This window comes from Rhizobium sp. WW22, assembly GCF_047041135.1.
Lineage (GTDB): Bacteria > Pseudomonadota > Alphaproteobacteria > Rhizobiales > Rhizobiaceae > Rhizobium.
The window spans coordinates 1,762,171-1,783,010 of sequence record NZ_CP178199.1 but is presented as its reverse complement, the minus strand read 5'-3'; the positions used below and the strand labels follow the sequence as shown (position 1 = coordinate 1,783,010).

The 20,840-nt window shown below is 58.6% G+C and carries 18 protein-coding genes and 1 pseudogene; 9 read left to right on the top strand and 10 right to left on the bottom strand.

Features of this window, described 5'->3' with window-relative positions; genetic code table 11:
- Nucleotides 1-394: 394 nt before the first annotated feature.
- The 6 genes from ACK83U_RS27225 to ACK83U_RS27200 all read right to left on the bottom strand — a co-directional run bounded on the left by ACK83U_RS27225 (nucleotide 395) and on the right by ACK83U_RS27200 (nucleotide 7,253).
- Complete coding sequence (locus ACK83U_RS27225; protein WP_112609969.1) at nucleotides 395-2,047, bottom strand: GMC family oxidoreductase; 1,653 nt, start codon at nucleotides 2,045-2,047, stop codon at nucleotides 395-397.
- A gap of 31 nt (nucleotides 2,048-2,078) precedes the next feature.
- Nucleotides 2,079-3,161 carry an ATP-binding cassette domain-containing protein gene (locus tag ACK83U_RS27220; protein ID WP_112609971.1) on the bottom strand — a complete coding sequence of 361 codons (1,083 nt, stop codon included), beginning with the start codon at nucleotides 3,159-3,161 and terminating at the stop codon, nucleotides 2,079-2,081.
- Between the two features lie 4 nt (nucleotides 3,162-3,165).
- Nucleotides 3,166-4,050, bottom strand: a complete 885-nt coding sequence (locus ACK83U_RS27215) for a carbohydrate ABC transporter permease (RefSeq protein ID WP_112609973.1) — start codon at nucleotides 4,048-4,050, stop codon at nucleotides 3,166-3,168.
- On the bottom strand, nucleotides 4,050-4,937 hold the full coding sequence (locus tag ACK83U_RS27210) for a carbohydrate ABC transporter permease (protein WP_112399907.1): 888 nt from the start codon (nucleotides 4,935-4,937) through the stop codon (nucleotides 4,050-4,052). Before ACK83U_RS27210 ends, ACK83U_RS27215 begins: the two co-directional genes overlap by 1 nt.
- 70 nt (nucleotides 4,938-5,007) lie before the next feature.
- Nucleotides 5,008-6,240, bottom strand: a complete 1,233-nt coding sequence (locus ACK83U_RS27205) for an ABC transporter substrate-binding protein (protein WP_112609975.1) — start codon at nucleotides 6,238-6,240, stop codon at nucleotides 5,008-5,010.
- 59 nt (nucleotides 6,241-6,299) lie between these two features.
- A complete protein-coding gene (locus ACK83U_RS27200) occupies nucleotides 6,300-7,253 on the bottom strand; it encodes a sugar phosphate isomerase/epimerase family protein (RefSeq protein WP_112609977.1) in 954 nt (317 codons plus the stop codon).
- Between the two features lie 220 nt (nucleotides 7,254-7,473).
- On the opposite strand from ACK83U_RS27200, the gene ACK83U_RS27195 reads away from it, so the two are divergent.
- Complete coding sequence (locus ACK83U_RS27195; protein WP_112610027.1) at nucleotides 7,474-8,550, top strand: LacI family DNA-binding transcriptional regulator; 1,077 nt, start codon at nucleotides 7,474-7,476, stop codon at nucleotides 8,548-8,550.
- Nucleotides 8,551-8,647: 97 nt separating this feature from the next.
- Here ACK83U_RS27195 and ACK83U_RS27190 read toward each other — a convergent pair whose 3' ends face one another.
- Both ACK83U_RS27190 and ACK83U_RS27185 read right to left on the bottom strand, forming a co-directional pair.
- Entirely contained in the window at nucleotides 8,648-9,190 is a 543-nt protein-coding gene (locus ACK83U_RS27190) for a hypothetical protein (protein ID WP_246712103.1), read from the bottom strand.
- Between the two features lie 271 nt (nucleotides 9,191-9,461).
- Entirely contained in the window at nucleotides 9,462-10,406 is a 945-nt protein-coding gene (locus ACK83U_RS27185; protein ID WP_112609981.1) for a LysR family transcriptional regulator, read from the bottom strand.
- A gap of 129 nt (nucleotides 10,407-10,535) precedes the next feature.
- On the opposite strand from ACK83U_RS27185, the gene ACK83U_RS27180 reads away from it, so the two are divergent.
- From ACK83U_RS27180 to ACK83U_RS27150, 7 genes are all read left to right on the top strand, one after another.
- On the top strand, nucleotides 10,536-11,249 hold the full coding sequence (locus ACK83U_RS27180; RefSeq protein WP_112609983.1) for a phosphoribosyltransferase family protein: 714 nt from the start codon (nucleotides 10,536-10,538) through the stop codon (nucleotides 11,247-11,249).
- A gap of 439 nt (nucleotides 11,250-11,688) precedes the next feature.
- The gene (locus ACK83U_RS27175) at nucleotides 11,689-12,261 is read left to right on the top strand and encodes an aminotriazole resistance protein (RefSeq protein ID WP_112609985.1); all 573 of its coding nucleotides are present in this window, start codon (nucleotides 11,689-11,691) and stop codon (nucleotides 12,259-12,261) included.
- A gap of 19 nt (nucleotides 12,262-12,280) precedes the next feature.
- Nucleotides 12,281-13,804 (top strand): ATP-binding cassette domain-containing protein, encoded by a 1,524-nt coding sequence (locus ACK83U_RS27170; RefSeq protein WP_112610029.1) that lies wholly within the window; start codon nucleotides 12,281-12,283, stop codon nucleotides 13,802-13,804.
- Nucleotides 13,801-14,085 carry a hypothetical protein gene (locus tag ACK83U_RS27165; protein ID WP_412474944.1) on the top strand — a complete coding sequence of 95 codons (285 nt, stop codon included), beginning with the start codon at nucleotides 13,801-13,803 and terminating at the stop codon, nucleotides 14,083-14,085. The genes ACK83U_RS27170 and ACK83U_RS27165 overlap by 4 nt, the downstream gene beginning before the upstream one ends.
- A complete protein-coding gene (locus ACK83U_RS27160; protein WP_412474943.1) occupies nucleotides 14,067-14,480 on the top strand; it encodes an energy-coupling factor transporter transmembrane component T in 414 nt (137 codons plus the stop codon). Before ACK83U_RS27165 ends, ACK83U_RS27160 begins: the two co-directional genes overlap by 19 nt.
- Nucleotides 14,470-15,102, top strand: coding sequence for a phosphoribosyltransferase family protein (locus tag ACK83U_RS27155; RefSeq protein WP_112609989.1), 633 nt, complete (start codon nucleotides 14,470-14,472; stop codon nucleotides 15,100-15,102). Before ACK83U_RS27160 ends, ACK83U_RS27155 begins: the two co-directional genes overlap by 11 nt.
- A gap of 294 nt (nucleotides 15,103-15,396) precedes the next feature.
- Nucleotides 15,397-16,017 (top strand): YdeI/OmpD-associated family protein, encoded by a 621-nt coding sequence (locus ACK83U_RS27150; protein ID WP_112609991.1) that lies wholly within the window; start codon nucleotides 15,397-15,399, stop codon nucleotides 16,015-16,017.
- Between the two features lie 66 nt (nucleotides 16,018-16,083).
- On the opposite strand, the gene ACK83U_RS27145 is transcribed toward ACK83U_RS27150, so the two are convergent.
- On the bottom strand, nucleotides 16,084-17,643 hold the full coding sequence (locus ACK83U_RS27145) for a glycosyltransferase family 39 protein (RefSeq protein WP_112609993.1): 1,560 nt from the start codon (nucleotides 17,641-17,643) through the stop codon (nucleotides 16,084-16,086).
- Between the two features lie 1,016 nt (nucleotides 17,644-18,659).
- Between ACK83U_RS27145 and ACK83U_RS27140 the strand changes: the two are divergent.
- A pseudogene (locus tag ACK83U_RS27140) lies at nucleotides 18,660-19,877 on the top strand (MFS transporter).
- A 69-nt stretch (nucleotides 19,878-19,946) separates the two neighbouring features.
- On the opposite strand, the gene ACK83U_RS27135 reads toward ACK83U_RS27140, so the two are convergent.
- A complete protein-coding gene (locus ACK83U_RS27135; protein WP_112609997.1) occupies nucleotides 19,947-20,531 on the bottom strand; it encodes an IMPACT family protein in 585 nt (194 codons plus the stop codon).
- Nucleotides 20,532-20,840 lie beyond the last annotated feature (309 nt).

The following is a 20,840-nucleotide window of genomic DNA, read 5'->3' as shown; positions in this document are numbered from 1 at the left end:
TCCAGATGCGGGCCGCGAGAAGCGTCTTTGAACGCTTCGTGGCGAGGGGGGATTGTGCGCTCTTAATGGCTTTGCGCGCTAGAGCCGGATTTCCCTGCAATTCGCGAAAGACATTCTAAATTTTCGAGCTATTTCCGCGCGAATTTCTTCCGGTTTCGGAGCCGTTACTTGATGGTCGAAGCCATCCCTCCGTCCTGCACCAGCGCTTCGTGTGGCGCAGGCAAGAAGATATGTATGTATCTATAGCCGCAAGGTGACAAAGCCAAACTATTTCCATCGCCTGGCGAGAACGTGGAGGCCACACAGACAGCGGCCATGGAGGATTGCGGCGAGCCCGGTAACTAAAATGGAAGGCTACCGAAGGCGGAGCGCACTCAATCCGGCTGGACGCCGATCATATCTGACCGGCGCGATATTGATCGGCGATGTTTCTGCAGGCGCGGATGGTCAGGGCCATCACGGTCAGCGTGGTGCCGGCAATGCCGCTGCCCGGAAAGGCGGAAGCATCCGTCACGAGCAAGTTGGGTATGTCCCAGCTCTGGTTATGGGCGTTGAGGACGGATTCCTGGCTCGATGTCCCCATGCGCGCACCGCCGGTTTCGTGGATGGCGGCGCCCATGCACATGGTCTTGCGGAACCATGTGCGGAACATGAAACGGCTGAACGCATCGGCATCGGGGAAGGCGCCGCGACCCATTTCCCTGAGGCCGGTAGGCGAGCCGATGAATTCCAGCTCGCCGCCGACGCCACGCACCATGTCGATCAGCACCTCTTCCTGCCGGTGCAGCAGGGCATGTTCCTCCTCGCCCATAATGCATCGGATGTGGGGCACCGGAATCCCCCAGGCATCCTTCCGTCGTGCATCGAGCGTGATGCGATTGTCGGCATAGGGCAGCATGCGGCCGAAGCCGAAGACGGCCAGCCGCGAAGGCTCGTCATCCGGCGTCGGGGCTCGACCGATGCTTCCCTGATAGTCGAAATCATCACGACCGGCATCGCCCTCTCCAAAGCGCGGGACGAAGATGCCGCCGGAGGGATTGTAGAAGGGATCGACAGGCGTGGAATCATCGGCCGCCCATCCCTTCGCCTTGGAGAAGGAGCCGAAGGCAAGACATGGAAGCTGATCCATGAAATAGCGCCCGAGTGCGCCCGAGCTGTTGCCAAGCCCATGGGGATGGCGAGCGCTGGACGAATTGAGAAGTAGCCGCACGCTTTCGATCGGCGATGCCGAGAGCACGACGATGGCTGCTCGGGCGGCCTCGACCTTGCCGGTCACTCGATCGATGAACTCGGCACCCGTCGCCCGGCCGCCGGCATCGTCGGTGGTGATACGGCGCACGATGGCGTCATGGCGGATCGTCAGCCGTCCGGTCGCCAACGCCTCTCGTAGCGGCTTCGGCGTACGCTCGGCGTCGGGCGCGATATACCGCCAGGAAACGACATGCCGCTTCGGCCAGCGCCCTTCGACTTCCGTCTTGAAGATTTCTTCGGCAGGCGTCAGCTTTGCCGGATGGGCGTAGACGCCGTCGGGCAATGTGTCCACGCCATCCTCATTGCCATAAAGGCCAAGGCTGGTTTCGACCTCCGCATAGTAGGGAGCGAGCTCGTCATAGGAAACCGGCCAGTCGACGCCCTTGCCGGTCTTCGAGCGAATCTTGAAATCATCGTCGGTCCAGCGCAGCAATACGCGGCCGAAACTATGGAGGCGGCCACCGCTCTGACGGCCGCGTATCCACAGGAACGGTGCATCCTTCGGCGTCGTATAGGGGTTCTTGCGATCGTTCACGAAGAAATGGCTGAAGCGCTCGGTAAAGAAGGCGGCGCGCGCCTGGATGGGCTGCCCCTTTAGCGTGGCGCGTGCGCGCTCCCAGATATTGATACTGCTTGCCGGCGCCTTCTTGCGGTTCGGATCGAAATCCTTCTGGGTCACGGCTGGGCCGGCTTCGAGCAGCAATACCGACAGCCCTTGGGCAGTCAATTCCTTGGCGGCGAAGGAGCCGGCGGCGCCGGAGCCGATTACCAGCGCGTCGTAGACAGTCTGAGACATGGATAATTTCCGTATGCTTTGGAAGTGGTCTTTAGAGGCGGATGCCGTCAGCGCCGAAGAGTGAGGCCTTGGCGATATCGAGGCCAGGTACGATCGCCGTACCCGGCTGCAGGATGGCATCTCCCATGATGCGGTAGGAGAGGCTTTGGCCCGCCCAGTCGAACCACAGCACAGTATCGGCGCCCATCGGTTCGACGACCGAGACGGTGCCGGGAATGGTGGGCCAACTCGCGTCCGCGCCATTCGGGGCGATATGTTCCGGCCGGATGCCGAGCGTCGCGGGACCTGCCTTGGCGGCGCTGAGGAAAGGATAGCCCGCTAGATCGATGGCAAGCCCGTTGCTTTCGAAGACCGGCGCGCCCCCTTTCAAGACGATCTCGCCCTCGATGAAATTCATCGCCGGCGCGCCGATGAAGCCGGCGACGAAGAGATTGGTGGGGCGATGGTAGATTTCGGACGGGCTGGCGAGCTGCTGGATCACGCCGTCCTTCATGATGGCGATACGATCGGCAAGTGTCAGTGCCTCGACCTGATCATGCGTGACATAGATCATCGTATTTCCGAGGCTCTGGTGCAGCTTCTTGATCTCGACGCGCAGCTCGTTGCGAAGCTTGGCGTCGAGATTGGACAGCGGTTCGTCGAACAGGAAGACGTTGACCTCGCGCACAAGGGCGCGGCCGATCGCTACGCGCTGGCGCTGGCCGCCCGACAATTCAGAGGGACGGCGATCGAGCAGCTTGTCGAGGTGCAGAAGCGAAGCCGTGCGGGCGATGCGCGCCTCGATCTCGGCTTTGGGAAGACCCGCCACGCGCAGGCCGAAGGAGAGATTCTTGCGCACCGACATGCGGGGATAGAGCGCATAGGACTGGAAGACCATGCCGATGCCGCGGTCCTTCGGTTCTGCCCAGGTGACGTTCTTGTCCGATATCCAGATTTCGCCGTCAGTAATGTCCTGCAGGCCGGCAATGGAGTTGAGCAGGGTCGACTTTCCGCAGCCGGAAGGTCCGAGCAGCACTAGAAATTCGCGCTGAGCGACGTCGATCGACATCTTGTCGATGACGGTGTGATCGCCATAGGCGATCTTGAGATCCTTGACCGAGACGGCAGGCTGCATGGCGTTACCCCTTGACGGCCCCGGCGGCGACACCACGCAGGAACCAGCGGCCGGAGAAAAAATAGATGGCGAGCGGAACGACGGCGGTCAGGATGGTGGCCGCCATGTTCACATTGTAGGCGCGCTCGCCCATGGTGGTGTTGACGATGTTGTTGAGCTGCACGGTCATCGGCAGATTGTCGCGCCCGGCAAAGACCAGGCCGATCAGAAAATCGTTCCAGATGCCGGTAAACTGGAAGATCGAGGCGACAACGATCATGGGCACAGCCATGGGCAGCATGATCTCGATGAAGATCCGCCAGAAGCCGGCGCCATCGACGCGAGCCGCCTTACAGAGCTCTTCGGGAATGGCGACGAAATAGTTCCGGAACAGCAGTGTCACCAGCGGCAGGCCGAAGATCACGTGAACGAGGACCACACCCGCTATCGAATTATAAAGGCTGAGATTGGCGAGTAGCCGCACCAGCGGATAAAGGAAGATCTGGTAGGGGATGAGGCCGCCGGCCATCAGGAGCCCGAACAGCAGGTTCGAGCCTCTCGGCCGCCAAAAGGAGAGGGCGTAGCCGTTGATCGCGCCGATGAAGACGGAAATCGCCACGGCCGGCACGGTGATCCTGACCGAATTCCAGAAGCCGATGCGCACGCCCAGACATTGCGTGCCCATGCAGGCGCCCGACCAGGCGGTCTTCCAGGCGCCGAAGTCGATGCTATCTGGCAAGGCAAAGATGCGGCCCTGGCGGATCTCTTCCATTGTCTTCAGCGAGGTGACGAGCATCGTGTAGAGCGGCAGCAGGAAGAAGAGTGCAGACAGGATAAGAAAGGTATAGAGCCCAATTTGGCCGGCCGTCAGCCGTGATGGCTTGGGACCGCGAGGATGAAGAGCCGCCATCAATGTGCTCCTCTTCGTCTGGCGCGCATGGCGAGCGCATAGCGAAATGGTGCGACGGCCATGACGACCGAAAGCACGAGCACGGTGGCGCCGGCACTCGCGAGGCCGAGGTTCTGGCGCTCGAACAGATTGTCCATGATGAATTTTGCCGGCACTTCGGTCGAGTAGCCGGGGCCGCCACCGGTCTGCGCGACGATGAGGTCATAGGTCTTGATCACGCCCATGGAGAGCAGCATGCCCGACGCGGCAAGTGCTGGCCCAAGCTGCGGCAGGATGATCGAGGTATAGATGCGCCAGACCGGAATGCCGTCGATCTGAGCCGCTTTCCATTGTTCCTCGCCGATCCCGCGCATGCCTGACAGTGCGATGACCATGACAAGGCCAGCACCCTGCCAGACGCCGGCAAAGACCACCGTGTAGATCGCCATGTCGCGATTGACGATCCAGTCGAAGACGAAGCCCTGCCAGCCGAGCGCCCTGACGGTCGCCTGAATGCCGAAGGTCGGGTTCAGCATCCACTGCCAAATGAGGCCGGTAACCACGAAGGACATGGCATAGGGATAAAGAAAGATCGTGCGAAACACGCTTTCGAAGCGAACCTTGCGATCCAGCGCCGCGGCGAGCACGAAGCCCAATGCTAGGCAGCCGGCAACATAGAGTACGCCGAAGATCAGCACATTTTCCAGGGACGCGAGCCATCGCGATGTCCGGAACAGCTTGGCATATTGGGCAAAGCCGACATAGTTGGACGACGGGAAGATGGTCGAATCCGTGAATGACAGGCGCACCGACCAGACCATGGTGCCGATATAGATGAAAATGGCGGCAATCCATGTCGGCAGCAGGGCGAAGGTCGCAGCAAGGGGACGTCTGCGCTTGGCTTGCATCAGCAAACTTTCTCGAAAGGATGGGCAGAGCCGATCGACAGGGAACTCGGACGACCGGCTCGCTGAAGGTCTATTCGAAGATCGCGAAGAACTTCTCCGCCTCCGAGACGCTATCCTCGGACGGATTGGTCCAGAACTCGTCGACGAAGTCGTTGAGGGCGCCGGCTTGTTGCGGCGAGAGGATCAGAGCCTGATCGGGCACGATCTTGCCGGCGCTCATCAGCTCAAGGCCTTTCTGCGCGCAGATGTCGAGCTTGGACTTGTCGACGTCGGTCCGCATGGGCACCGAGCCCTTCTTCAGCGAAAACTCCACCTGCACGGCCGGATCCATGGCGACCTCGGCAAGCAGGGTCTGGCCCTTCTGCGCGGTCGCATCGGCGATCTTCGGGAAGGAGAAGGAATCGGCGACATAGACCATGCCCGGCGATTGCGGCGCGAGCATGCAGCCATAGTCCTTGCCCAGTTCCTTGCCGGCGGCCACGAATTCGCCCTTGGCCCAATCGCCCATGAATTGCACGCCGGCTTTTCCGGTGATGACCATGGCGGTCGCGTCGTTCCAGTTGCGGCCCGCGGCACCCTCGTCAACATAGGCGCGTAGCTTGCCGAGAATATCCAGCGTCTTCTTCACGCCTGCCGTCGAGGCGTCGCCCTTGTCCTTGTCGACATAGATCTTGAGGAAGCCGTCAATGCCGACCTGGGTCAGCAGGATCATGTTGAAGACCTTGGACTCTTGCCAAGATTGGCCACCCCAGGCGACGGGCTGAATGCCGGCTGCTTTCAGCTTGTCGAGTGCGGAGAAGAATTCGTCCCAGCTCTTCGGCTCGTCAGTGAGGCCAGCCTTGGCGAAGGCATCCTTGGAATAGAACACCCAGCTCTCGCCATGGGCGCCGGTCGGAGAGAGGTAGACCTTGCCATTATAGGAGATGAGGTCGTAAATCGACTTGGGCAGGACATCGGCCCATTTGCCGGCTTTCGCCACATCGTCGATCGGGCTCATAAGTCCCTGATTGACGAAATCGGTGTTGGCAAGGCCGAGCACGGCCTGCTTGGCGGTCGGCGGGTCGCCCGCGACCAAACGGTTCTGGAAAGCCGCATCGGCCGCGCCGAAGCCGGCGATGGAAGAATCCTTCCAGGTGCCGCCGCGCTTCTCGAACTCCTGTTTGACGACGCCGAGGGCCGCGGCCTCGCTGCCTGAGGTCCATGAGGTCATAACCTCAGCCTGCGGCTTGTCTTCTGCATGGGCAGTCATCGAGGCCGTGACGAGTGCGGCTCCCATCAATAGCAATTTCACTGTATTTTTCATCGTTCCACCTCTTCAAAAAGGCCCTCTTGGCGGGGCCATTCGTTTTTGGATCTTTGGTATCAGCGGTAGATCGGCAAGAGCGCCTGCCTGACGAGCGTCAGCCCGCTGGCGATATCGCCGACCGGATCGGGTGCGGCGTCGAGCTCGAGGATGGCCCAGCCTTCATAGCCCCGGTCGCGCAGCAGCCTGGCCCAGCCCGGCCAATCGACCCGGCCGAGGCCGAAGCCGCAGAAATAGGGGCGATGGCGGTCATGGATATGCTTGTCGATGACCGTATCGGCCGGCATCGGGCCAAGCGCATCCTTCCAGTGGGCGATGATAACGCGCTCATGGTGACGGTCGACAAGCTGCAGCGGATCGGAGCCGGCAACGATGATATGCGCCGTATCCGGGCACATATGCACATAGGCGGGATCGGTCAGCAGCATCAGCAGATCCACATCGCGCGCTGCCGCGAAGATCGAATGCGCCTCGGTGTGGAGAGCGAGCCGCACACCCTTGGCGTAGAGGGCGGCACCGAGGCGATTGAGGAAATCGGCAATTTTTCGCGCCTGCTCGAAATCAAAGAACCGCACCGGCTGAGCGCCGAGCGTCTGGCGAAGTGGCGCACCGATGACCATGATATCGCTGCCGCACGCCTTGAGGAATCCGGCATATTTTTCGGCCTTGTCGATGATAGCGGTCTGCGCTGATGCCTCGGTAAAATCACCGGCGGCTTCGAGCTCGGCAAAGAAGCCGCTCGCAAGCGTCAGCCCACGCCTGGAAAGCTCGGCGGCAAACTTCTCGACCGAACCATAGGTCTTCGTTGCGTCCTGCCAGTTGAAGGGTGAGAAGGTCAACTCCACGCCGGTAACGCCGGAGGCTTGCACGGCATCCAGTATCTTGTCCCAGAAGGCGCGCGGCTCATCGCGCGAAAGCGCGATGATGCCGTCATAATCCTCTACGCCCCAAAATCCAGGGTGGAAAAAGGTGACGAGATCGACACCAAAGCGCAGCCGTTCCGTAGAGGTCATGAGACTATCCGTTGTTAAGGCATGGAAGATCGCTCGTGGAACCATGGCCCACGGCAAATAATCCATAATGATTTCAATGCACTGCAATTGGCAAACGTTTGCCGTGCCTGAATAGTAGACAAGTCGTTTTTTTATGCAAGCGATTTTTGGCAAACGTTTGCTAAACGGCTGGGATTGCCGTAGCATCCCGCGCGACGGGCATTGGGAAGGACGCCAAAAAGTGAAGAATAACAAGGATCTGCCGGCAGAAGAGCATTCCGGTCCTCTGATGGCGGATGTCGCTCGGCTGGCAGGCGTTGCGATCTCCACGGTGAGCCGGGCGCTCGCCAATCCCGGTCGCGTCAACGAAAAGACGCGCGCCAAGATCGACGCTGCCGCCAAGCAGCTCGGCTATACGCCCAATGCCATGGCGAGGGGGCTCCGTGTCGGCAAGTCCAATGTCGTCATGATCATTCTGCCGGGCTCGCTCTATTACGGTGTTTCGCAGGTCATCCCTCTGGTCCTACAGGGAATAAACAGATCGTTGAGGCAGAATGGTTATCATCTGATGATTGCCAACCTCGATCGTGACGAGGCTTCGGAGCGCCATATCCTCGATCTGGCTTTCGGAGGCACGGTGCGTGGTGCCATCATTCTCTCCTCGGATCTGCCGGTTCATGGCGGTCGGTCACTGAAGGATTCCGCTCTGCCGATTGTCTCTCTTTTGTTCGACATGAGCCACGCAGCCCTGCCGAGTGTCGTAACCAATGATCGGCAGGCCGTTTGCGATGCCACGACCGAATTGATTGCTCTCGGCCACCGGCGTTTCCTTTATCTTGCCGGTCCCGAGGGCAATTACCATGACCGAGAACGCTATCTGGGTGCCGTTGAAGCGCTTGCCGCCGCGGGTCTGCCGGAGGCGGCGATCGTCAGGTCCGGCGGCAGCCTTGATTATCAGCATGGTTTCCAGATCGGCGTCGCTGCGGCGGCGGAATTTGCCGATCTCATCTTGAAGCCCACGGCCGTCATTGCCACCAGCGACGACATGGCGATTTCTTTCATGAGCTGCGTTCAACGCATGGGTTGGAAGATTCCAACCGATCTTTCCATTGTGTCCTTCGACGGCGCCCCGGTCTGTGAGTATTCGCTGCCGCCATTGTCGACCATCGAACAGCCTGTCGAGGAAATGGGGCAGATGGCCGTGAGCTTGCTGATGGAACGGATCGACGCGCCGGATAAGGCGACGGCCTTGCGTCATGTCATCGAAAGCAAGCTCATTCGGCGCGAAAGCTTTGGTCCGGCGCCGTCAAATGTTTAGGGACAGCTCTGCATTTTTCATCCGGGCGTAAAAGAGCCGCAGCTATAGGGACATCATTATAGTGAATTATAGCGAGAGCACCGACGTTCTCTCCCGCTCACCGTATGACATTCGGTATGGAGCGTTCGATCCGGACATCCAGGCGGATGACACGGGTGCTGAGTGTTTGAGATTCGCGCAAGATCTCGAAAACAGGCAGGAAAACCGGACGGATGATGGTAAACCACGAAGCGACATCATCGATACCGGCGCTGACACTTGCGGCCGCGCCGCTTTCATCCCTGCCAACGATCAAAAGATTACCGGCCAGCGGGGAGGAGTGCCCCTTCAAATCCGTAACGCTCGAAAGGCCGTCGATAAGGCCATTCTTATCGGTATAGAGAAAATGCGCATCCTCGATTCTGATAACATCGACTTTGCTGGCCCTCACCAACTTGCGGATGTATTCGGTACGGTTGCTGGCGGGAAGCATCACCGTGCGAATGGTTCCATCAGCCGGATTTAAAAGATACGCCTTGGCTTCGGGCGGGGAAGTTTCTTCAGTTTGCTCTTCGACAGGGCGTGGTTCCAGCGCAGGGAGGAGTCGCAGCTTTGTTCGCGCTCTCCCCTGGGATCCAGATCGGCCATAGCTATCCGTCATTCACCGTTCCCTTGCCACATCGAGAATTAGCATCGGAAGAGACAGGGCCTTATAGGCGCGAGATTATGCAACTTTTGCAAGCATCAAAATTCGCTCGGTGTGTTGCCTTTTCTTCAACGGGAGAGTGGCTCCCAATCTCCTGCGTTCGAATAATTTCACGGAGATAATCATAAGACTCGCGGCCTCGCCGTATGCCGCTTAAGGAAGAGGATGATCAGGGGAAGTCAGGTGGCAGCGTAGATAAGCAGTGACTTGCCTCGATAGGGAACGGCTATTCAAACGTATTGGTCGATGTTTTTCCATTTTGAAGAGAAATCTCATCAAAATACTTCTCAAAGTATCTGCGCGCAATGATTGAAGTCATCGAGAGACTGCGCTTGGGATCGACGATCAGAGAAAGCACCATGGGCGGTAAGTCGTTGTCCGCTATGCGGGCGTAGTGCAATCCAACCTCATGGGCAAGGGGCCCGCCGGCAGGCATGGCCGTCACGCCGAAACCGCAGCCCTCGCGGACCATGGAACGCATGAGCGACAGGCTATTGGTGGTCAAAATTGGCTGAAAGCGGATGTCAATACGGGCAGCGGCGATATCGACGATATCCCGTAGGTGGCTGCTGGTGTCGGGTACAATTATCGGCTTCTTGAAGAATTCGTCTATGGATATGCTGTCGGGCCGTTCAAGGTGGGGATCTCCCGGCAGCATGGCAATGAGATGAAAGTCGGCGGAACGCGTGACGACGACTCCCGGCAAGGGCAGGGGGCTGAAGGTTAGGCCGAAGTCTGCGCCCCCATCCCTAACCAGCTGCCGCACACGGTCGGAATCCTCCACTGCGATCGCATTGCGGATACGAGGATGATCCTTCGTGAACCGCGCAATCACTGCGGGCAGGAAATCGGGCACCGCTTCTTGCGACGAGGCTATTTTCACCTCGCCGCGGCGAAGTCCTTTCAGTTCCTCGATTTCGGATTTGATGCGGGAAAGGTCCTTATTCCATTCCCTATAGCCATTGACGAGCAATTCGCCCGCCGATGTCAGCCGCATGCCGCGCGGCAGGCGCTCGAAGAGAGTAACGCCAAACTCCTCCTCGGCGCTGATGAGCTGTTTGTTGATCGCTGAAGCCGATACGTTCAGCTTCTCGGCGGCCTTTCTGATCGAGCCGTGATTGGCGATCTCGTCGAGGTAATGCGCGAAGCGGGAAAACAGGAGCCTGCTCATTCGGAGCTATACCTCGTTGAAGAAAAGGAAACATACCAGACGAATTTTGTTGGTTGTAAAAATCGTGTGATCTGGTGTCTATTAAGACGAGAATTTGAATGCAAACAATGTGCTAAAAAGGCCGCAGTGATGTATCTTGAGACTTCTCAAACCTATCAGGTACAGGTTGCGGGCGAAAATTTCAGCCTGCCGATCGTCCGGCTGAGCGAGCGGCGTGCGATCGCATTGCTGATGGTAATCGATATGGGGATCCGGTTCGGAGATCTCGTCGGCGAGGCCCTTGCCCGTCATTTCGCGCAGTCGAAACCCGATATTGTCGTCGGCAGCGCCACTTTGGGCGTGCCGGTCGCCATAGAGGTTTCGCGGCGCCTTGGTATCGATCAATATGTCATCTTGCAGAAGTCGCCCAAGTTTCATCTTGCGGATGCCTTGGTCGAGGATGTCCGTTCCATCACGACCGCAGTGCCGCAGCGTCTCCTGCTCGATCGACGTTCGATAAAGCTGCTTCAAGGCAGACGCGTCCTTGTTGTCGACGATGTTATCGCAACCGGTTCCAGCATGGCGGCTGCACTCAGGCTGGTGCGCCGTGCTGGCGCAAACGTCATTGGCGCCGGCGCCATTCTGACCGAGGGTCATGCCTGGCGGAATTTGCTGGGTGATGACGCCCGTCTCGTGACCAGCCTGGGACATATTCCACAGTTCGATATTGTCGATGGGGTGGCGACGCCCGATGTCGTCACCGAAAAGGACGCTTGGACGGATGATCGGGCTTCGCCTGGCAAGAATTTGACGCAGTTCCAGCGAAGACGCGCAGCAATCCAAAAGAGCGCAGCAGGGATGTAGGCAAGTCGCCGATCCCTAGCATGGCTATCTTGATGCAGCCGGTCCATGATGCGCACGAATGGATTGGCCGATCGATGTCCCCTATGCTAGGTGATGTTTTATATGCAATCTGAAATGGTTTTTACGAACGGAAACACGCATAGTCATTCAATTCTTGGAAAAGGTTTTTCTGTGAGCCGGCAATCGATCCCTATCTCAATTCGATTGCTTCGCGATCTTCGTTTCAAAAACTCATCCAAGCCTCTGAAGTTCGAGACGTACTGTAACTGAGGTTGACAGGTGGCGTGTTCACACTGCCTTTCATGATCGGATGGGCGATTATCCGAGCAAGTGCATGCATTATAGATAAAGCGCGTCCCTGCGCTTGAATGGTCGTGGAGAGCCTTTCAGCCGGTTCTCCGGCAATTTTTGGAAATTACTTTTTAAAGGAACCAAAATCATGCAGCCAGCGAGCATGTCCCAAACTGACGGCAATACTCTCTTTCCCATCGTCCTCTCGATCGTGGCGGCAGCCGCGACCGGTGTGCTTTGGGCCTATGCCAATCCGATCCAACTCGTGCCGGGGATCATTCAGTGGCGCATTTTCGCCTTCCTGCCGCCAGTGATCGGCATTCTGCTCGGCTGGCGCAGCGGCTTCATCTGCGGCTATCTCGGCACCATTGTCTGGTCGCTTCTTGCCGGCACGTTCATACCCGCGCATTCGCTTATTGTTGATGGCATCATGGTCGGTCTGACCGGTCTCGTGCCGGGGCTCTTCTTCGATCCTGCCAAGACGGTCTTCGATCGCGCCGCGCTGATCAAAATCGCGATAGTCTGCCTTGTCATCGGGCTGATCATGGTGGCGGCGGTGTCAGCAAGCCTTGCCTATCTCGGCATTTTCCCGTTCTGGTGGGGCTTCGGCTATATCGGCCTGTCCGACATCGTCCCGATGGTCGTCGGCACGCCGCTGCTGATCATCCCGGCCCTGAAAATTCTGAAGAGTGCTCATCCCGCCGGTTTCAAGCGCTTCTGAACCCAATCTGGATCGACAAGTGCTCAATATTGCCGATCTGACGATTGGTTTCGGCGGCGCCGCACCGGTGTTTGCCGATACCAATTGCATGCTTGACGAGGGGCAGCGGCTTCTCGTCTGTGGTGAAGCCGGCAGCGGCAAGTCGACGCTGCTCGGCGTTGCCGCGGGTTTGATTCCGCGCCTCATTCCCGTTGCCGAATTCTCCGGGCAGGTGGAACTTGCCGGCCGTTCGCTGCCTTCCCTCACAAAGAAGGAACTCTTCGACACGATCAGCTTCGTGTCGCAAAATAGCGAAGACCAGCTTTGGGATATCTGCGTCGAGGACGTCATCGCCTTTCCGCTGGAAAACAAGAGCGTCGAGCGGAGCGCGATCCGGGACCGGCTCACCGAACTGATGACCGAGTTCGGGCTGGAAGCACTGAGCGGCCGTCGGGTTCTGACCCTTTCGGGGGGCGAACGGCGAATGGTCACCATTGCTGCGGCGATCGTCTCCAGCCCATCGATTCTGGTGCTGGACGAACCGACGACCGGGCTCGATCCGGCTGCGCGCGTGCGGTTGTCCAATATCCTGCGCAAAGTGCTGGACAGCACCCCGACATTGCTGATTTCCGAGCAGGACCCTTTGCCGCTTCGCTCCGTAATAAACAGCATTGCCTTGTTGCGTCGCGGCGGCATCTCTCCAAGCATGCCGCCGGAGACGGTGCTCAGGCAGGATTCCGCCTGGATCGATGCCGGCATTTTGCCGCCGATGCGCGCCCGGCCCGCGCGGCAGACGGTCGAGCGAGGGCGTCCGCTATTGACCGTATCCGGGCTGGCGAGCCAGCTTTCGCGCTCGCGCGGAAACCCGGTGCTGAAGGACGTGAGCTTCGATGTCCGGGCAGGAGAAGTGCTGGCGCTTATCGGCCGTAACGGCGCCGGGAAGACGACACTGTTCAAATCGATCCTCGGGCTGACGAAAACCACCTCGGGTTCCATCCTCCTCGACGGGATGAAGGCCGATAATTGGTCGGTCGCCGCGCGAGCCCGCAAGATCGCCTATATCCCCCAAAACATGCGCCATATCTTGTTCAACATGACCGTGCTCGGTGAGGTGATCTTTGCCATCACCGCGTCGAGCGCATCGTCGAGCGACCCGGCCGTCATCGCGCGCGCCAAGGCGGCGCTGGAGCGCTACGCACTCTCCGACCTGGCGGAAGCCAATCCGTTTGCTTTATCGGCCCGCCAGCAGGCGCTGCTGGGGCTTGCCTGCGCCGATGCCACCGGCGCACTCGTTGCCATCATCGATGAACCGCTTCTAAGCAGAGACATCAAAGGCCGGCAGATGCTGGAGCTTTTCATCTCTTCGATGCAGTCCTCGGGCCGAGCCGTGATGCTGATTTCGCACGATCTGGAACTCGTCGACGATCTGGCCACTCGCCTGATGATCCTCGACAATGGCACGATCGCGTTTGAGGGAGCGCCGGAAGAGGGCTGGAAAAGCGATGCCTTCCGTTCTCTCGGCTGGCAGACGCCCTATGATATGACGGCCTGGAGCATGGCATGACGCGGCTTCATGAGCTCAATTTCTTTATCAAGCTGGGCGTTGCCTTCATCATCATGCTGGCTGCCTGGTTTGCTCCGGATTGGCGGTTCGGTGTAACTCTTGCGCTTGTCTGCCTGGTCCTTCTGTGGGGCCTGAGGGTTCCCGGTCTTCGCGGCTACATCAAGGGTGCTGCTTTGCTGACGGGCATGGTCATGGTGAGCTGGATGATAAATCTCTGGCTCAAGGTCTTTCAACGCCGCAGGCCCTGCCTGTCGCGGCGGCGATGGCCGCCAGGCTGGTGACGACAACGGCCGCCTTCTATTTCGTCATGGAAACAAGCTCGCCGGGCGAAATATTGGCGGCGGCAAGCGCCGCGCGCCTACCCTCCATTGCCACTCTCGTTCTATCGCTCACCTTCGGCGTCATTCCGATGCTGCGCGACGATTTCGAGCGCATTGCGGATGCCCAGCGTTCTCGCGGCATGGAGATTGACGATGTCGGCCTGCCGACGAAATTGCGCTTTGCATTGGCACGCGGCATCCCGCTGCTCGTTCAGGCGATCCGCATGGCGCATGCCATCTCGTTTTCGCTTACCCTTTCCGGGTACGATCTGAAACACAAGCGAACAACCTGGCGCGAGGTTGGCCTGATGGTCGAGCAGCGCCTTAGCATGAAGGATAAGACCTATGAGCCCTGAGACCGCCGACCCGAGAACCGGGCAGAACTGGAAGGTCGACGTTGCCGGCTATACCGTTGATCTGCCTATCGTGGCGATCAAGCCGGATTTTGCCATTTCGCTGATGATGGTCATCGATCTCGGTGTGAAGTTCGGTGAACATGTCGGCGCCAAGCTTGCCGCCAAATTCGCATCGCTCAAGCCCGATATCGTGATCGGTACCGCGACGCTCGGCATTCCCGTCGCCATTGAGGTCACGCGTGCACTCGGCCTCAATAACTATGTCGTCCTGCAGAAGTCGCCGAAAATCCATTTGGCGAATGCACTGGAACAACGCATCTCTTCTATCACCTCTAAAGGCGAGCAGCGCTTGCTGCTGGACCGCGCCGCAATTCCCCTTCTCAACGGCAAGCGCGTGCTTGTCGTCGACGACGTGGTCGCCTCCGGATCGAGCCTCAAGGGCTCGCTGGAACTGGTGCGCAAGGCTGGAGCCGAGGTCGTCGGCATTGGCGTCATTCTGACGGAAGCCCGCGATTGGCGCGAGGCGCTGGGATCCGATTGCGATCTCATTCAGAGCCTCGCCCATATCCCGCAATTCTCCAGGACCGGCAATTCGACGTGGAAGCCGATCCCCGGCACTTGAACTTTCCGCAGCGACTGGAGCGGTATCTTGGATCGAGGGGTGCTCGTCATCGACCCGAGCAGTCGACTGTCCTACAAATGGAATTTCGCACATGATGATCCGGCTTCGGGCCGGATCAGAAACAGCCCTATGGAGATGCCAAGGCGGGGATGGCGTAAGCTGAGGCTATTGCTGGCAAACCCGGGATGCATTCATGCGAGCATGGCCCGGCCACTTGCTTTCATCAAGCCTTTGTCTTGTTCTGGCTGATGGCGTGGATACTTCAGATAGCCGAACTATAAAGTGGATGAGGATATGATCACCGATATCGAGGACTTCTTTGCCAAGGGATGCGGACGCTGCGAACGCTTTGCGACGCCGGACTGTTCGACGAGGTTGTGGATTGACGGTCTGAACGAACTGCGCCGAATCTGTCTGGAGGCGGGGCTCGTCGAGACGGTGAAGTGGGCCCATCCATGCTACATGCACGCGGGTCGCAACATCGTCATCATCGGCGCCTTCCGCGGCGATTTTCGCCTCACTTTCTTCAACGCGGCGCTGATGAAGGACCCTGAGGGCGTGCTCGAAAAGCAAGGGCAGAATACCCAGCATCCCGATATGATCCGCTTCGTGAGTAACGCCGCCGTGGCGAAGATGGAGCCCGTCATCCGAGCCTATCTGAAGGAGGCGATGGGATATGCGGAGGCCGGCATCAAGCCTGCAAAAGAGGTGGGCGAAATTGAATTGCCGGACGAGCTGATCGAGGCGCTGGATTCCGATCCCGAGCTGGCGGAAGCTTTTCACGATCTGACGCCAGGGCGAAAGAAAAGCTATGTGATCAACCTCGGCTCCGTGAAGAAATCCGAAACGCGGGCCGCGCGGATCGCCAAGTTTCGCAATCATATTCTTGCCGGAAAGGGCGCGCTGGAGCGCTAGCCGGCAATTGATGTCTTCTGCTTCTTGATCATCATCGATGAGTTCGAGCCGCTGCGCAATCTCAAGTCAGTTCGGTTTGGGATAATACCAAGCATAACCAAAGTGATAACGATCCGGCTCCTTGCCGTAGTAATAGGGAAGGGCAATGTCCTGCTGCGGCGGCAGTTCTGCCGCCGTTCCGTATTTCGACGTGAGCCATAGCTGCAGTGCGTTCGGCATGGTTGATTGATGCCCGTCCCGTTCGTTCCAGACCAACAGGACCGGTCCATCGCCTATGACCTGCCGGCTGAGATCCGACGCAGGGTATTCCGTCGATACGACCGATGTATGCGGCATGTTCACACGCAGATTGCCTGCCTTGAGCCAGGTCGTCGTGACGACCGCAGAGGGTTGTTTTCCTTCCGGGGTGACGACTTTGTCCACGAAGGTGGCATAGGGCGCGTTCAGATGCTCGTAAGAATGGAAAAACCGCGCAAAAAGGACACCTCCGGCTATGATCAGAGGTAGCGCGATCATCATGACGATGGGTACGTAAAGGAATTTCTTTATATCGGCCTGGCTCTGCTGTCCCGCTGCATCGAGCTTCAGACAGAAGTAGGCTGGCAGCAGAAACAGGAAGGGTAGCAGCCAGCGGTCGCGAAATTCCGTAAGCGTGATCACCAGTATCAAGAGTACCAAGATAGCGGCGGTGCTTAAGAGTATCCTGCCGACGAAATCGCTCCATTCACTTCTGGCTCGCAGGGCTCGCAGAAATGATTGACGGAAGAACAGCAGAAAGATCACGCTCGTGGGAGCTATGATGGCGACGCTCGTCTTTATCAGCTCCAGAAGTCCGAAACCGATATCGGAAAGCTTTCCGCCGGCGCCTTGCTCCGACATGGTTTGGACAGTCGTTGTCAGGACCCGATCCATGTTGGACACCATCCATATCGCGTGCGGCAGGAACACGAGAACGGCGATTGCGAGCGTCAGCAGGAGGCGCCAGTCCAGAAGCCTTTTTCGCCCGACCGGATGAAAGAAGGTCGCGATGAGGACACTGCCAATCACCAGAGCGAAATTGTACTTCGTCAGCATGCCAAGCCCGGCCCAAAGCCCGATCAGCGCGTAGGAGAGGACTGTCGGACGACGGATGGTGACGATGACGACATAGATCAACATGAGCACCGCAAGCAGGGTGCCGACGGTATGTGTCAGGTCTCTCTGCGCCTGCCAGAACATCTGTGGCATCGTCAGGAGCGATAGCGTTCCGACCGCCGCCAGCCTTTTGTCGGCCAAGAGCGATCGCAGAAGCTTGTAATAGGCGAGATAGACCAGGAAAAGCAGAAGATTCTTCACGATGACGAGCGATGCGACACTCGTGCCGAAAATTTCGAAGATGCCGTACTGAATCCAGTTGTAGAGCGGCGGCTGGGCGTCGTAACCCCAGGCGAGCCATTGGCCGACGAGAAACTGCTGCGCTTCGTCGATCCGCAGCGAGCTCGATATGGCGATGCGGATGGCTGCCTGCACGATGAAATATATCGCCAGGCTCCCGGGTACCCACCAGTATTCGGAGGATGACCTGCTGTCGATTGATGCAGTCTGCTGTCCGACACCGGCAAGACTGTCTTTTCCCAGGGGATTCATCCGGTTCTCCGTGCGATTGCCAAGATCGTTGCACGGCCATCTCATAGATGTCGCGACGGCACAATCGTTTTCAGCGGGATTTCTAGGGTTGGCATGTCGAGGATGGATCTAATTCCTCAGATATCGTTCCTGAGCAGCCGGGTCATTCCGGGTCACTAAAGTATCCTCGTCATTCATCGCATTCAGCTTTCCGACATCACGCCGGTCGAATTCGCATGGTCAATAATTGACTAGGGCTGCGGGAGTATGAAGGCCACACCCGGCGCCAACAATAAATTTTCTCTGAATGTTGCCATAATCTCCTTGAGATCAGTTGTCAAACATACCGAATGTATGTATATAGAATCCAAGCTTGGACGAGGGGCGCTTTTCAAACTCCGAGTCCGACCGCCATCCGACACTCTGTGTCGGTAGCTGCAGCCCATCGTTCCAATCCGATGCGGCTGCCCACCCCGATCGGTTGACCTCCGATCAAGACGAGAAGGATTCGGCTTTCCCTCCGAATCCTTCTCTTTTTAATTTTTAAGCTGTTTGGACTTTTGCCTTCCGTGGATGCGGAAATAGTCGCGCTCCGTCTGGTAACACTCGATCTTGTCGAATTCGACCTGAGCGAACATGTCCCTCGACTTTATAGAGGTTTACCGCGTGCTGTTCATGCCGCCGGCTGCAGCAATTCCTCGATCTGCCCGCGGAGCCAGCGATGCGCCACACTCGATCGCGGCGATGCCAGGTCCGGACCAATGGAAAGCTCGGCAGGACGAAGAGCACCTTAAGACATAGACGCATGGCAATAAGCTCGAATTGTCCTTCGGCCAGGACATCGCGTTCGCGACGGAGCAGTTGAGAGTACTGGCCAGGCCCGTCTGCATCCATCTAAATGTTGCGGAACCTTTTGCCGTCCAGCGCTTTTCATTGGACGATTTCAGAAACCATGTGGTTGTCACTTGTCGCGCTCATACCCCAACGACCACCACCAAGCCCGAGCTCTCGTCCCCCTTGGATTTCTGAATTTCTTCATGGCCGATGTTCAGGCGGGCATCGGACCCTTCCTCGGGGTTTTCCTCGTCGCCCATGGCTGGCAAAGCGGATCGATCGGCTCCGTCATGACGATCGGTGGGATTGCGGGGATGGTGATGATGGCCCCCGCCGGAGCGTTCATCGATGAGACCACGCATAAGCGCACATGCGTGATCGTGCTTGGCATCTGCACGGTCCTTGCCTCGATGATCATATTGGTGTCCCAGTTCTTCTGGGTCGTGGCGCTGTCCCAGGTTGCGACCGCTATTGCCGGCGCCGCGATCGGGCCAGCGCTTAATGGCATTACTCTCGGCATTGTCCGGCAGGCGGGCTTCAATCGGCAGAATGGCTACAATCAGGCATTCAATCATGCCGGCAACCTAGTCGGCGCCGGACTGTCGGGATGGCTCGGCTGGATGTTCGGGCTTACGGCCGTGTTCTGGTTGTCCGCCGTCTTCGGCGTGCTGACTATCATTTCCGTGTTGATGATCCCAGCCGATGCGATCGACGATGACGAAGCGCGCGGCGCGACCCTTGCCACCGTTGGTCCGCCGGGAGAGGGGGAGCCTGCCAGGCACCGAAAACCGAGCGGCTTCAAGGTGCTTGCCGAATCGAAGCCGCTGCTCATCCTGGCCGGTGCGCTTGCATTATTTCATCTTGGCAACGGCGCGATGTTGCCATTGTTCGGGCTGGCTGTCGTCTCCGCCGGTCAGGCCGATCCCGCGGGCTTCGTTGCGCTGACGGTGGTGGTGGCGCAGGGCACGATGATCATCACTTCTCTAATCGCGATGCATATGGCGGAAAGGAGAGGACAATGGCTCGTGCTGCTGGTCTCGTTCGCCTCCTTGCCGATCCGCGGCTTCGTGGCGGCGCATCTGATTACGCCCTGGGGGGTCTATCCCGTTCAGGTTCTCGATGGTATCGGCGCGGGCTTGCAAAGCGTTGCCGTGCCGACGCTCGTCGCCCGCATCCTGAACGGAACCGGCCGTATCAATGTCGGCTAGGGCGTCGTCATGACCATGCAAGGGGTCGGCGCATCCCTGAGCCCGGCGATCGGCGGCTGGCTGGCGCAGGAGATCGGTTACAGCACGATGTTCATGATCCTCGGCAGCTTCGCGCTCGGGTCGATTGCGCTTTGGGTCGGGTTTCATGGAGTGGTGCGGGTTGCCGCTTCCGCACCGGGGCGACCTCAGGGCGTTGTGTTCTCAGGTGATTGATTGCCTATCTCCGCCCTATTGCGGGGCCAGGAAAGCATCATCCTTTGGGCATATCCCTGAGCGCTCCGATCAATCGAGTTTTACCGTGGCGCGGCCGCTCGTGAGATCCCGAATAGTGTCAAAAACCTGCTCGGCGAGCGACGCGGCTATGGTCACGCTGAGCAGGGCTCCGGATTCGGTGAAACGCTCTTCCAGAACCTGCACGCCGGCCTCGGTATGAAGTTTCGCTTTTACGAGAGCGAGGTGCGAAAACTGCACATCGATCGTTGCCGCAATGGTCGGCAGTATTTCTCTTTTTTCCGCGCGTTGCAGACATTGCGCGGCAGTGCCGCCATAGGCGCGGATCAGTCCGCCTGCACCCAAAAGAGTGCCGCCGAACCAGCGTGTTACGACGACGGCGACCATATCCAATTCGAAGCCGTCGATAGCCTGGAGGATCGGCTTGCCGGCCGTGCCGCTCGGCTCGCCATCATCGCTGAAGCGATAGTTCTGTCCGATACGCCAGGCCCAGCAATTGTGATTGGCATCTGTGACAGAGTGCTGCGCGACAAACGCCTTTGCCGCCTCGGTATCGGCGATCGGAGCTGCCGTCGCAACGAACCGGCTTCGCTTGATTTCCTGATTGGCGGTGGCGATCGAAACAAGCTCAAACATATGGCCTCTTAGCCAATTTCGTGCACGCTGCGAAGAGGCAGCTGCCGCCGCCCGAAAAGACATGCGGTGGCGCGCGGTGAGATAAAATGAATTGGATGAGCATAGCCGTGGAAAGTATCCAAGGCCTTCGATGGCGTAGCCGAAGCTCGTCGAGCATGATCCAGGCAGAGAAAGCTCTGCCTCATTTGCATGAGGCAGAGCAGAGAGCCTTATCGGCGCCTCGTGCGAAACTTTGTTGGGGGCGCAAGTATTCGCACGCACGCAGTGTACAACGGCTAGCTGAAACGTAGCTGAGGCTCTGAAGCTCCA

Coding starts and splice junctions, on each gene's coding strand:
- ACK83U_RS27225 (WP_112609969.1), bottom strand. CDS start 2,047: ATGTCTCAGACTGTCTACGACGCGCTGGTAATCGGCTCCGGCGCCGCC.
- ACK83U_RS27220 (WP_112609971.1), bottom strand. CDS start 3,161: ATGCAGCCTGCCGTCTCGGTCAAGGATCTCAAGATCGCCTATGGCGAT.
- ACK83U_RS27215 (WP_112609973.1), bottom strand. CDS start 4,050: ATGGCGGCTCTTCATCCTCGCGGTCCCAAGCCATCACGGCTGACGGCC.
- ACK83U_RS27210 (WP_112399907.1), bottom strand. CDS start 4,937: ATGCAAGCCAAGCGCAGACGTCCCCTTGCTGCGACCTTCGCCCTGCTG.
- ACK83U_RS27205 (WP_112609975.1), bottom strand. CDS start 6,240: ATGAAAAATACAGTGAAATTGCTATTGATGGGAGCCGCACTCGTCACG.
- ACK83U_RS27200 (WP_112609977.1), bottom strand. CDS start 7,253: ATGACCTCTACGGAACGGCTGCGCTTTGGTGTCGATCTCGTCACCTTT.
- ACK83U_RS27190 (WP_246712103.1), bottom strand. CDS start 9,190: ATGACGGATAGCTATGGCCGATCTGGATCCCAGGGGAGAGCGCGAACA.
- ACK83U_RS27185 (WP_112609981.1), bottom strand. CDS start 10,406: ATGAGCAGGCTCCTGTTTTCCCGCTTCGCGCATTACCTCGACGAGATC.
- ACK83U_RS27180 (WP_112609983.1), top strand. CDS start 10,536: ATGTATCTTGAGACTTCTCAAACCTATCAGGTACAGGTTGCGGGCGAA.
- ACK83U_RS27175 (WP_112609985.1), top strand. CDS start 11,689: ATGCAGCCAGCGAGCATGTCCCAAACTGACGGCAATACTCTCTTTCCC.
- ACK83U_RS27165 (WP_412474944.1), top strand. CDS start 13,801: ATGACGCGGCTTCATGAGCTCAATTTCTTTATCAAGCTGGGCGTTGCC.
- ACK83U_RS27160 (WP_412474943.1), top strand. CDS start 14,067: ATGGCCGCCAGGCTGGTGACGACAACGGCCGCCTTCTATTTCGTCATG.
- ACK83U_RS27155 (WP_112609989.1), top strand. CDS start 14,470: ATGAGCCCTGAGACCGCCGACCCGAGAACCGGGCAGAACTGGAAGGTC.
- ACK83U_RS27150 (WP_112609991.1), top strand. CDS start 15,397: ATGATCACCGATATCGAGGACTTCTTTGCCAAGGGATGCGGACGCTGC.
- ACK83U_RS27145 (WP_112609993.1), bottom strand. CDS start 17,643: ATGAATCCCCTGGGAAAAGACAGTCTTGCCGGTGTCGGACAGCAGACT.
- ACK83U_RS27135 (WP_112609997.1), bottom strand. CDS start 20,531: ATGTTTGAGCTTGTTTCGATCGCCACCGCCAATCAGGAAATCAAGCGA.